At 33.1% G+C, this 13,485-nt stretch carries 9 protein-coding genes; 4 read left to right on the top strand and 5 right to left on the bottom strand.

Annotated features, from left to right (window positions below):
• From AOY20_RS11010 to AOY20_RS10995, 4 genes are all read right to left on the bottom strand, one after another.
• Entirely contained in the window at positions 1-1,341 is a 1,341-nt protein-coding gene (locus tag AOY20_RS11010) for a fimbrial protein (protein WP_054581904.1), read from the bottom strand.
• A 6-nt stretch (positions 1,342-1,347) separates the two neighbouring features.
• A complete protein-coding gene (locus AOY20_RS11005; RefSeq protein WP_081403390.1) occupies positions 1,348-3,939 on the bottom strand; it encodes a fimbria/pilus outer membrane usher protein in 2,592 nt (863 codons plus the stop codon).
• 19 nt (positions 3,940-3,958) lie between these two features.
• Positions 3,959-4,696 (bottom strand): fimbrial biogenesis chaperone, encoded by a 738-nt coding sequence (locus AOY20_RS11000; RefSeq protein ID WP_158320000.1) that lies wholly within the window; start codon positions 4,694-4,696, stop codon positions 3,959-3,961.
• A 100-nt stretch (positions 4,697-4,796) separates the two neighbouring features.
• Complete coding sequence (locus AOY20_RS10995; RefSeq protein WP_054581901.1) at positions 4,797-5,333, bottom strand: fimbrial protein; 537 nt, start codon at positions 5,331-5,333, stop codon at positions 4,797-4,799.
• Between the two features lie 558 nt (positions 5,334-5,891).
• Here AOY20_RS10995 and AOY20_RS10990 point away from each other — a divergent pair.
• On the top strand, positions 5,892-7,202 hold the full coding sequence (locus tag AOY20_RS10990) for an alpha/beta hydrolase (protein WP_081403389.1): 1,311 nt from the start codon (positions 5,892-5,894) through the stop codon (positions 7,200-7,202).
• Positions 7,203-7,257: 55 nt separating this feature from the next.
• Here AOY20_RS10990 and cysK read toward each other — a convergent pair whose 3' ends face one another.
• Complete coding sequence (cysK, locus tag AOY20_RS10985; RefSeq protein WP_054581900.1) at positions 7,258-8,256, bottom strand: cysteine synthase A; 999 nt, start codon at positions 8,254-8,256, stop codon at positions 7,258-7,260.
• Positions 8,257-8,553: 297 nt separating this feature from the next.
• Between cysK and plsB the strand changes: the two genes are divergently transcribed.
• The 3 genes from plsB (at position 8,554) to AOY20_RS10970 (ending at position 13,349) form a co-directional block, all read left to right on the top strand.
• Complete coding sequence (gene plsB / locus AOY20_RS10980; protein WP_054581899.1) at positions 8,554-11,046, top strand: glycerol-3-phosphate 1-O-acyltransferase PlsB; 2,493 nt, start codon at positions 8,554-8,556, stop codon at positions 11,044-11,046.
• Positions 11,047-11,188: 142 nt separating this feature from the next.
• Positions 11,189-11,497: an ArsR/SmtB family transcription factor gene (locus AOY20_RS10975; RefSeq protein ID WP_054581898.1), complete on the top strand. Its 309-nt coding sequence runs from the start codon at positions 11,189-11,191 to the stop codon at positions 11,495-11,497.
• Between the two features lie 127 nt (positions 11,498-11,624).
• Positions 11,625-13,349, top strand: a complete 1,725-nt coding sequence (locus AOY20_RS10970; RefSeq protein ID WP_054581897.1) for a SulP family inorganic anion transporter — start codon at positions 11,625-11,627, stop codon at positions 13,347-13,349.
• The last annotated feature ends 136 nt before the right edge of the window (positions 13,350-13,485 follow it).

Raw genomic sequence — 13,485 nt, 5'->3', positions numbered from 1 at the left:
TTATTGCACCTTAACGATAACTGTTGCTGTTGCTTTTACTGTACCAGATTTAATATCTGTATCAGGTAATTTTCTCAACGCAGCCTCATACTGTTGAGAATACTTAGTATATCCTGTAATACTGCCTATTATCGTTGGATTACCTTCTAATGCAGGATACCATCCAGCTGCTTGACCACCACCTGTTGATGAAGCTGACGAAGCACCTAAAAATTTCATTTCAGTACCAGTACTTGGATTTCTTAATTGAATACCCACACCTTTTGCAGAATTATCATTAAAATAATCATCAGAAACTAGGTAATCAGATGAACCATTACCATTTAAAAGACCAAGTGACTGAGCATTTGAAAGTGCAGCAGTTGATGGAAGAAAGCCGATTGCAACTTGATCTGAATTTACGCCTGAAACTGCAGAGTTACTACATTCAATTTCTACATTTAAGTTTGCTCTAGCTGCAGCACCACGATTTAAGTCAGGAGCAGCTACCGAACCAAAATTAACCACTGGTGTTGCATTCCGTGCAACACACGTTTCAGCTTGTGTTAAGTTTGTCGTTGAATTATAGAATCCGTATCCAAAGCCATTCCAAGCACCCCAAAACAGATAGTTGACATTACTATCAGAGCCTAATGCATCATGACTAAAGGCAAAAGCTACATTTGAGTTTCCACCAAGTTGCACATAAGCACTCGGTTGGTTACACAGATAGGAAATATTTGAACCCTCTCTATAACCCGATTTATAATTTCCACGAACAATTTGTCCATTATAGCCACAAAAACTCCCTCGTGGAGATGTAGGAACTGTCGAACTTACACGATACAAAGTCACTTCTAATGGTGGAATATCTCGAACACGGATATCAATTTTTCCATCTGCCCGCTCACCATACGTTTCAATATCTAAACGCTTCCAATAACGTGTAAAAACAACATCACGCATTTGATGTTTTACGCCCACATATTGCCACCAAGTGGCATAGACATCGGATAAACCATCTGGACCACCAATATCAATATGTCCGCCCCATGGTTCATCGCCATTCGTTGCAACCATAAAATAAATATCGGGTAAATCAGCTTTATCGCACGTCCATAATGCTTGATCTGGACTTGTTGCTCTTGGTAAATTTGGGCTTTGAACAACAGTATGAGCAATTACTGAACCTGCAGGTTGTAAATATGGAGATGCTACATTGATTGTTCCATAGTTAATGCCTGTAGCACCGCTATCAGTTGTATCATTTATAAGAGGTGAACCTAACTCACACCGTGCAAATGATGTTGAAGCTGCTAAAGAAATTCCAACCAACATTAACGCTTTATAAATCGGTTTCATATGTAATTACTTCTCTATTTGGCATATTGCATCAAGTCGAACTAATGGCTGATTTAGCTGATCAGAAGGAATCTTATAATTAATGAAACAAGAATCTTCTTTTTCATCACCCCAAATGACATTAAGTCTGCCTTCTTCTTTATCAGCACGTACATAAATTTGACCATTTTGTCCTGCAATACCTAAACTTTCAGAGTTTTCATTAAGTACGTCTGAACCAAATGGTACAAATTGACCAGATGACAATGAACTACGAATTAAAATTGGATAACCTTGACGTGTTTTAAATTTTACTTTCACACTAGAACCAGAATACGGCGCAATTTTCACATCCCCAGACTCTAATTCTGTATGGCTTGACATACCTTCAGGATTCAAAGCCACCGTGTTATAACGATATGGACTCAAAGATGGAACTAAAGCATAACCTTGCTTATTAATCTTAATATTTTCACCGCTTAAAACATGTGCCCCCTCAGCACCTTTCGCTTCAATCAATGCAAATGTATCACCAAGATAAGGACCAAAAGTAACACCACCACTATGTAGCGCAACCGAACCTTGACCGCTCATTGACGTCTGCCAATAATTTTTAGATTTTGATGCATTCATTGAAGTATTAAGATTATTAAATTTTTTCGTTAAACCTGCATTCCATACAGATATATTAGATTGATCATCATAGCTAACACCGGCATTATATTGAGCATTATCTAAATATGGCACATCACCATTAACACTTGTTTGATATGAATTATAATCTTTATTACTTGTGACATTTACACGTACATTCTTCGCATATTTTCTTTGATGTAATGGAAAAGTTAAAGCTAAACCATACGTTGTATCATGCTTATCTTGAGTAAAATCATCAGGCATATGACCATCTATCACTTGCTGCGATGCAACCATTTGACGTGCAATAGATAAATTTAAAGACAAACCATTGCTAAATGTTTTTCCATATCCAAGCTGAATTTGATAATCATCTGGCTTTTGATCGCGATAGCTCGATGCAGAACCTGATAAATATAAAGTTCCCAATTTATTAAATGACTGATTTAAAATAATTGTGGCACGTGATTTTTCTTTATAAGTATTCGATTGATAAATATATCCATCTTTTACTGATTGTCGTACCGATATCACATCACTTAAATCACGGTAACCTTCAGTAGAAAAGCGATAACCTGCAAGTGCAACTGTCGTATTTGTGGGTTCAAATGTTTTACTGTAGTTCGCACCAAACATCCAACCTTTAATATAGCCTTCTTCCGGTAATTTAGCACGTGAAAAAGTTGCTTCTCCAGAGAATGCACCAATCGCTGTTGTATATGCAGAACCAACAACTGCTGATTGATAATCTTCAGCGAAACGTAAACCACTATTCAATGTAATGGCATTATTTAAACCATATTGTGAAATTAAATTGACAAAATTTGTATCTTCGCCAATATCACGCGTACGACCAATATCAAAATTATATTTAAAAGCACCTTTACGTACTGAATCAGGAACAGCAGAAAATGGAACTCTAAATTGTGAAATAGCTCCATCCGCTTCAGTTACAGTAACAACTAAATCACCATTATAATTTGTAGGATACAAATCATTAATTGTAAAAGGTCCTGGTGATACGGTTGTTTGATAAATCTCATTACCACCCTGACTAATAGATACTTTAGCCGTTGTTTGAGCAACACCTTGTACAACTGGGGCATAACCACGCATTGATTCAGGTAACATACGGTCATCTGTACTTACATTAAAACCGTTATAGCTTAAGCCTGAAAAAAAACGACCACTTGTAAACAATTGCCCAGCACTTAATTCACTTTGTAAACTTGCAATTGGACGTTTAACATAAGAACGAATACTGTTCCACTCTGTTCCATTATCACTAATCGTTACACTTGATTGTTGGCGAAACTGCCATTTGCCTAAGTTAATTCCACCATTTAAACCAATATAAGTAGAATCTTGTTTAAATGTGTCATCATTTGCATTGAACTGACTATGATAGTAATTGGCAATGTAGTTTACAAAACCAATAGACTCACCTTCATCAAGAAGCTCAGGCTGTACATAACCACGCGGAATTTGCTTAATAAAACTTTGAGGAATACTTAAATCAAGTCTTAAGCGTCCCATATCAAAATTAGCAGTACTTTGATCTACAAAATGATCTAGAGTTGTACAATGATCTTTCTCATTTGATAAATTAATATCTTGAGGTTTTATAATAACGGATGCACGTTCCATAAACTCAAGACTGAAACAAGGTTGGACCTTATGATTTTCAGTTTCTTCAAATCTAATTGATGCTTTTTCTATAAATTGTTTATTCACATACACATCTACATGATAAGTGCCAGGGACAATATTTCCACCCTCACTTAAACGTATCAATGCCTTTTGATTCGCTATAGATCCCTTAAATAAAGCATCATTAAAAACATATTCATCTTCTGCCGTTATTTCTGGTGCAGTCAGTTCGACAGCATGCGAAATTGCAGGCATTAATGTTAATAAGCCTATAACAGTGCTTAAATTTGTTTTTGAATCCCATAGTACAAAAGGAATAGATCGCATGCTCATTTGATATTCTTCTCTGAGTTTATTCGTGCAATTCTTTGGTTACAGTAACCCCATAATCATTGATTAAGCCCAAACTAATTTTTGCTTTTGACATATCAAAGTCTTTTAATGGCACATCCCATTCAACAGATGTTTTAGGTGCAATCATGGTATTTTTTTGAATTTTTGTTTTATCATCTTGCTGTACAACGTACGCTTCTGAAATATTTGCATAATAGGCACTATTATTTGAAATAGTAACTTTTGGCTGAGTAGAAGTGCCACTAAATTTATAGACAATATGTTTTGACATTTCTTCAGGTGGATATGGAAGACGATCTGGGCGATAAAAAACCTTCAATCGATTTTTAAAGACAATCATTAATTGGTTTGGTGCATCACCTGTATCTTTTACACCTGGAATTTCTGAAAAATTCAAATAGAATACGCTTTCACGGTCTGTAGGTAACTCTGATTTATCACCAATAAAAGTAAGGCGAACCATTTGACCTGCATTTGGAGAAATTTTAAAAATTTGCGGATTTGCAATAAATGGCCCATCGGCAGTATCTGGTGTAGATGCTTTATTTCCACGATCTACCCAAACTTGAACAATATTTGGATTATTATCTTTGTTTTGTAGTTGAATCGTTTTTTCAGTTTGATTTGCAGGAAAAATTACTCTAGTTCCAGTCATTACAACTGCAGCATGAGAAATTGAATTACACAATAATGCCGTACTAATCGCTGTTAAACCCAGTTTAAAAGATAACTTCATAAAACACCCCATAAAAACTTTGAAATATCTACAATTAAATAGAATTAAACTTGCAATTTATAAAGCCTGAATACTCTTTTGAATATTCAGGCTAATTGTATTAGTTATACGACAAAGCGTATTCAGCTACAGCTTTTACTGTACCTGCTGTAGCAGGAGCTTCAGCATAGTATTGAGCACCAAACTCATAAGTAGCAGAAGTTTGACCCGCTGGTAAAACTAGACCTGAAACAGTCGTTGGACCATTTAAAGTAACAGGGTTTGTACCATCAGAATTTTGTGTGATTTGAATAGAAACACCAGTCGCAGCATTATCACCAGTTTCTTGGTTGCCTAGATTACCGTTTTCAGTCACGTTATAACCTAAGAAAGTTGTACCGATTTCTAAATCTGCTGTATCAACCGCACAATCTTCAACTTTTACAGTAAATGGAGTAATTGTTGAAGTTGCTCCTGGAGTTTGAAGTGCACTTGCAGAAACTTCAGCAAGCATTACAGTTGAGTCAGTTTGGCTGTTAATTGATGATTTACAAGTTTGATCAATTACTTCACCTTTAAATTCAACTACTGGTGCAGCGCTAACTGCAGAAAATGCAACTGAACATGATGCTGCTAAAACTAATGCTTTAAATTTCATAATATAAATCTCTATTAAATTTATTAATTAAAACTAGAGTAAACATAATGTTAACCCTTCCCTCTAATAAGTTCATATTAATTAAATAAAATGCATAATAGTTTTCAATTTATATGGATTTTTTGACTATTTACGAATTTTTAGTGATAAAAATCACATTTTTATTATAAATATCCTATAGTTAACTTTAACTTAATTAAAAATTAATTAATTTAGTTTAAATAAACAAAATATTGATTAAATATACTTAATATATATCACCAAATAGTTATTTAATATTAATAAAGAAAAATAGACTTACTCCCTCGCATTAATAGATATATTTATTTCAACTTTTATACCTTTAAATTATTTACACAACTCCTCCACTTTGATAACTCATTAACATTTTTAAATATGTGTTTCTCAAATATTCACAATGCATTAAAAAAAGAACATTAATAAATAACAAACAACTTTATATTTAATGTGATATCTATCTTAAAATTATGTTTATTTATAACTATTTATATATAAATTCTCATGATTTTAATAAACAATTATGGAAAATATCGCAACATGAAATTAATGTATAAACAAAAAATTCTTATTCTCTGTCTAAGCTCAATCATTGCTCTAAGTGGGTGTGAAATTAATGATGAAAATACAAATATAAATCCACCAATTACAGAGGAAACAAATCACTATATTGGTACTTTTGTATCGGAACGCCCATACACTCTAGATTCGTTAGATAACGCTCAATCTATGAAGGTAATGGACTATACAATGCCAAATATCAATGGTGATACCATAACAACATCAGCATTTGTATTTTTTCCAAAAACACCTAAGCCTACAGGTGGTTATAAAGTTGTGGTATGGCAACATGGTACGCTAGGCGTTGGAAATGATTGTGCCCCAACTGCAAACCCAATGAATGTTCGCTTTAAAAACCCATTGGCAAAAAGCTTATTGGATGCTGGTTATGTAGTCATTGCACCCGATTATGAAGGGTTAGGTTCTGTTGGTATACACCCTTATTTAAATGTAGAAAGTCAAGCGAAATCATCTATTGCAGCAGTTCAAGCAGCTCAAGTTTATTATGCTCATCTTCTAAGTAAAGAATGGATGACTGTTGGACAATCTCAAGGTGGACAAGCATCATTAGGGACAGCTGAATATATTACACAATATCCCGATGCTGGTTATAAAGGTGCAGTAGCTGGGGCACCTGCATCTGGTTTAGAAAATATTGCTCAAAATATTGGTGCGACACTTGCAGCAATTGAAGCTCAAGAAAAGGCAGCAGGTTTAAGTATTGCTGAACGTGAAAATGGCAGTATTCATGCTTTAGCAACATTAATGACATATGGTGCATTTTTTACAACAAGTCTCAAAGCAATTGATCCTCGTTTTGATCAATTAAGCTTGTATGAAAGTGATCGTCTTAAAAATATGGTTGCCTTAGCCGAAGGAGCAACGGGTGAAGAAGGCTTATGTTTAGAAAATAGTTTTAACCCAGAAAATGGATTACGTAACCGTTTTAAACGAGATATATCTAGCTATTTAACTGAAAATCCAGATAAATCGATTAATGATTATAATAGCTTAAATATGGATCGTTTTATGGCTAGCGAAGTTGTTGCTCAATCTATCCGTAATAGTAAAATTGGTGATATTGCCATGAATACTCCAATTATGATTATTCAAGGTACGGAAGATATTGAAGTGCCTTTTGCAGTAACAGATGCATTACAGCAAAAATATAGATCTATGGGTGTTGATGTAACATTTGTGCCTGCTGAAGGTGCAATTCATACTCAAGCGATTGTAGACAAAAATAATGATCTACTTACATTTATTCAAAGTAAAATGCCTGCGCAATAAAGTTTATCTTTAAGTGAAAAACCACCTAAATAGGTGGTTTTTTATATTCAATATTTCAATCAGTACTAATATCTTCAAATAAAACAGAAGATAAATAACGCTCACCTGCATCAGGTAAAATGACAACGATATTTTTACCTATATTTTCAGGACGTGTTGCAATTTTAGCAGCTGCTGCTAATGCTGCACCACTTGAAATACCAACAAAAATACCTTCTTTCGTTGCTGAATTTCGTGCCCATTCAATTGCTTCTTGATTTTCAATTGCAATCACTTCATCCACTAAATCTAAATCTAAATTTTTTGGAATAAAATTTGCACCAATTCCTTGGATTTTATGTGGGCCTGGTGTTAAATCTTCACCACGTTTTGCCTGACCAATAATTGGAGAATCAGCAGGTTCAACTGCAACTGAATAAATTGATTGATTTTTAACTTTCTCAAAATAACGAGAAATCCCCGTAATCGTTCCACCAGTGCCTACACCAGCCACTAAAATATCAACTTTTCCTTGAGTAGCTGCCCAAATCTCTGGACCTGTTGTTGCTTCATGAATGGCAGGATTGGCAGGATTTTCAAATTGCTGTGGCAAAAAATAAAGTTCAGGCTGTTCTGTTGCTAAACGAATCGCCTCTTCAACAGCTCCTTTCATTCCCTTAGCTGGCTCTGTAAGGACAAGATGAGCACCAAGTGCTTTTAATACTTTACGACGTTCAATACTCATACTTGCTGGCATTGTTAAAGTAATTTCATAACCTTTAGCAGCAGCAACATACGCTAATGCAATTCCTGTATTACCACTAGTAGGTTCAACAATATGCATTCCAGGCTTAAGTACGCCTCGTTTTTCTGCATCAGCAATTAGTGCAGCACCAACACGATCTTTTACTGAAAATGCAGGATTACGACTCTCAATTTTAGCAAGAACAGTTGCAGCAGATTGAATTAAACGATTCACACGAATTAGAGGTGTATTACCAATCGCATCAGCATTATTACTATAAACGGCTATTCCCAAATTTTCTGGTGTTTCAAAGGCAGTATCTGTAGTCATCATCTGTTCCTAATGATCTTATGAATAATATTGCATTTATCATACTACCTTATGAAAAAAATAGAATTCACTTCCCATCAAATTACATCGAATAAAATATGATTAACTATCAACAAAATGCGATATAGCTTTAGAGTATTTATTCAATAGCATGATAAAATAGATTAAAGTTATTCTATAAATGGTTAATCATTCTCATATTTTAACGATTAATCATCACTTTATCCATCTGAAGAATATTGTAAAATTTCAGACGAATACTGAAAATTTATGCAAATGGTACATCTAGGTAAACACATGTCTAAGAGTTATAGCAAAATTTATAGAAATCTCACAAAAACAATCTTAGATAAAATTGTTTCGCCTCAAGTTTTGGGAAATACAGCTGAATTAGAGCAAAATATTTCGCATGAAAAAAACACTAAAGTATGTTACGTACTTGAAGATGCTTCCTTAAGTAATACGGTATTAATTGACAAAGAAGCAATTCAACGTGGGCTTCCTTCTGTTTTTTCAAAAATTGAATTTGATTCACTTCATGAAGATGACAGTATGTTAGTTTTGAATGAAAATAATGCATCTCAAGAAGACTATCATTATTCTGCAAAATTACTTCGACTCATTGAAACTTTAGAAAAAAATCCACAATATGATATTCAACTTGTACCTGTTACCGTACTTTGGGGACGTTCTCCTCAATATGAAAACTCATGGGTAAAAGCACTTTTCGCTGACGCATGGTCAAAACCGAATAAAATTAAACAGACTTTAAATATTTCTTTATACGGTCGTGAAAACTATATTGAGTTTCATAAGCCTCTGTCACTAAGAGAACTTTTTAATCAAGCCAAAGTCGAATATCCAAATTTTTCCCCTGCCCATTTTGTTGTACAAAAGCTCGATCAAAACTTTCACAATTATAAAGAGGCTGTTCTCGGACCTGACTTATCCGATCGTAGAAATTTAATCAATCAGCTCATGAAAACTGAAGTTGTACAAAATGCAATTCGCAAGGAAAGTATTGACCAAAAAATTAGCATGTTTGAAGCTGAATCACGTGCAAAAAACTATTTTTTAGAAATTGTTTCTGATTTTTCTTATTCTACTCTTCGATTTGCAGAACTTGCGCTAGCAAAACTCTGGACACAACTTTACGATGGTATTGAAGTGCATAATTTTGATACTGTACGTGAATTAGCCAAAGATTATCAGATTGTATATACCCCTTGTCACCGCAGTCATATCGATTATTTATTATTATCTTATGTCATTTTTAATCGTGGATTAATGGTTCCACACATTGCAGCTGGAATTAACCTCAATTTACCTGTTGTTGGTCAAATTCTGCGTGGTGGTGGTGCATATTTTATTCGTCGAAGCTTTAATGGTAATGAACTTTATACATCTGTATTTAAATCATATTTAAATAGTCTCATTCAACGAAATACACCTTTAGAATATTTTATTGAAGGCGGTCGTTCTCGCACAGGACTCTTATTACCACCTAAAAAAGGTATGTTGGCAATGACTATTGAAAGTCATTTGCAAGCCAATAATAAGCCCATTGCTTTTATTCCAACTTATTTTGGTTATGAAAAGCTCATGGAGGGTACATCATATCTAAACGAACTTAATGGAAAACCTAAAGAGGCGGAATCTTTATGGGGAGTTCTAAACTCAGTCCGTAAAATTGAAAAAGTTTTCGGTCAAGTCCATGTTAATTTTGGAGATCCTATATTTTTAGATGATGTTCTTGATCAATATAAAGCTCAAAACATTACAACCACTCAAAACCAAGCATTACCGGAAGCCGTTTTAAGTTCAGTTAATACCATTGCACACGACATTCTTAAAAATATTAATAAAGCAGTGGTGATTAATCCAATTTCACTAATTTCGTTAATTCTACTTAACTCTTCTGATTTTAAACTTGAGCAAACTGATTTAATTACTCAAATTGATGCCTTTAGAGCACTACTTATCGATTTGAAATATGATGAGCGAATGATCATTTCACCATTATCTAGTCTTGAAATTATTGAATATGCTCAAAAATTAAAACAAGTAGAAAATATTACAGAAAATTCTATCCATTATATTCGTGTCTCAGAAAGTCAAAAAATCTTATTAAGCTATTTTAGTAATAATATTTTACATTGCTTTATCTTAGCATCAACAATTGCATCAATCATTCAATCTGTACAACAAATTTCTAAGCAAAATCTGCTTCATATTATTGAAAAAGTTTATCCATTCATTAAAGAAGAGTTTTTCCTGAAATGGCATGATCATGAATTAACAGAACAGCTAGATCTCATCCTAAATGAATTTAAGTCTAAATCTTGGATTTCTATGGATGATATTCAAATTAAATCAAATCAAAATCAGGTAACATTCGAGCTTTTAGCATCTCTATCGTCCTTAAGTATGAACAATTTTATTCTTATTCAAAAACTCATAGATCTCTATTCTGAAAAAATTGAACTTGATACAAAAACATTAGAAAAAATGTCTAAAGCAACACTAAAGCGCCTAGCAGGTCATCAAGCACTAAATACAGGTTATTATTTTGACAGTGCAACCATTAAAAGCTGCACAACAACACTCCAAGCTATTGGTATGATAAAAATCACACAAAATATCATCACTAAATCAAATAATTTTAATCAAATTTTCAATGTCTCCTTCAACTGGTACAACACAATAATTCAAAACTTGATTGATAATTCTACTTTCTTCACTGATCGAGAATTACTGCAATTAAAGCACACTGAAAATAAAAAAATCTAATAAATCATATAAATATATAAAAATACATAAGTTTTACTAATATTTGTTTTCAAGAAAACCCATTAAAATTAATGGGTTTTCTCCCTTTACTAGTTTGCATAGGTTATTATAATACTTACACTTTTTACTAGGCGTTAAAAAAATGAATGAAGATTTTAAAATTTCATCTGTACAAAATTCAGCTGAAAAAGTTGTTGGAATTTTAAAGTCCCTAGCTAATACCGACAGACTGATCATTCTGTGTTTTCTTTCAAAACAAGAATTAAATGTTGCTGAAATTGAACAACTTACAAAAATAAATCAACCAACTTTATCGCAACAATTAATGATGTTAAGAAAAAGTGATGTTGTTTCAACTCGTCGTGATGGGAAACAAATATTTTACAGTATTAAGGATAAAAGCGTGCTTCAAATACTGCAAACATTGCATGATTTATACTGTAATAACTAGATAAACTATTAAATATCGCAACTAAACCAAAAGTTTATTTAATTAAAAATAAAAGGTTAAGAAATAGAGAAGATTTCTTAGCTTTTTTTATGCATAATATATAAGAATTTATGATTTAGAATAGTATATGTCAGAACGCTTATCTCGTGCTGAACAGGTGTTTCCTGCTTTAATTTGGCTTAAAAATTATAATCAACATATATTTAAAGCAGATTTACTCTCCTCTTTGATTGTTATTGCCATGCTTGTACCCCAAGCAATGGCATATGCAATGTTGGCTGGATTACCTCCAGTTATGGGGCTATATGCTAGCGTCATTCCCATGATTCTTTACGCCATTTTTGGCGGAAGCCCAACTTTATCTATAGGACCTGTTGCCATTATTTCTATGATGACTTTTGCAACACTTAGTCCTTTATTTGAACTAGGCTCGCCTGTTTATATACAAGCGGCTTGTTTACTTGCTTTGATGGTTGGAATTATTTCATTACTTTTAGGGTTATTTCGTTTTGGCTTTCTCATTCAGCTCATCAGTCATCCTGTCATCAAAAGCTTTATCATCGCCTCCGCATTACTTATTGCACTCGGGCAACTAAAATTTATTTTTAATATTCCCCTTCAATCTAATAATGCTATTGAGTTCCTTGAAAGCTTTATTCAATATTTTAGCTATATTCACTTCGCAAGTTTAGCTCTCGGCTTATTTGCAATTTTATTTTTAATTTATTTACCTAAAATTATGCAACACCCAAAAATCAAATTCAGATTTAAGGGTCATCAATTTATCTCACGCGCAGTTCCTTTAATTTTAGTTGTTTTAAGTATTATTACTGTTTTTTACTTCCATCTACAAAATATTGGAATTAAAACAGTAGGAGAAATTCCTTCAGGATTCCCATCATTAAGTATGCCTTTTTGGAATTTAGATTTGGTTTTTAAGCTTCTTCCTGGTGCAACAATGATTGCTATGATTAGCTTTGTTGAATCACTGTCTATTGCACAAGCTACAGCATTGCAACAACGTAGCCATTTAAATAGTAATCAAGAACTCATTGCTTTAGGAATTTCAAATATTAGTGCAGGTTTAAGTAGTGCTTTTCCTGTCACAGGAAGTTTATCTCGCACCGTGGTGAATGCTGATGCAGGCGCTAAAACACCAATGGCGGGTGTACTTTCCTCACTTTTTATTGTCATTGTTAGCCTATATTTTACAGGTTTTTTTAAAGATCTACCTTTAGCAGTACTTGCTGCAACTATTATGGTTTCTATTTGGAAACTAGTTGATTTCAAATCTTTCTCTGAAACATGGAAATATTCTAAAGTAGATGGAATCGCCATGTGGATTACATTTTTAGGTGTAGTTTGCATCGATATTTCTACGGGTTTAATTATTGGTATTATTTCAACTTTCATTTTACTTCTATGGAACATAAGTCGCCCACATATTGCGGTAATTGGTCTTGTTGAAGGTACTCAACACTTTAGAAATATTGAAAGACATCAAGTAAAAACTGATCCGCATATTCTTTCTATTCGTATAGATGAAAGTTTAACTTTTTTAAATACACATACATTAAAAGATTTCTTGATTAATGAAGTAAGTAAAAAGAAAGAACTTCAACACGTTATCATCAACTGCTCAAGTATTAGCTCTATTGACTTAAGTGCATTGGAAATGTTGGAAGAATTTGATATAGAATTAACCAAACTCCATATTAAATTGCATTTATCTGAGGTTAAAGGTCCTGTAATGGACAAGCTTAAACAATCCAATTGGATAAATCATATGAATGGCTTTATTTATTTGACACATTATCAAGCAATTCAACAGTTATCAAAAAAGGAAAAATAAAAATGATCTGACTAATTCATATACAAATGTTATTTGGTATTATTTTTTTACGATCATTTTAAAAGAAAAATATCGTAAAAATGGATTTTTTACGTGTAAAAATAATCACTTAAATTTAATATTAAAAGTATTTTTG

The sequence above is a fragment of the Acinetobacter equi genome (assembly GCF_001307195.1).
GTDB lineage: Bacteria > Pseudomonadota > Gammaproteobacteria > Pseudomonadales > Moraxellaceae > Acinetobacter > Acinetobacter equi.
This window is presented reverse-complemented; position numbering and strand designations above follow the sequence as displayed.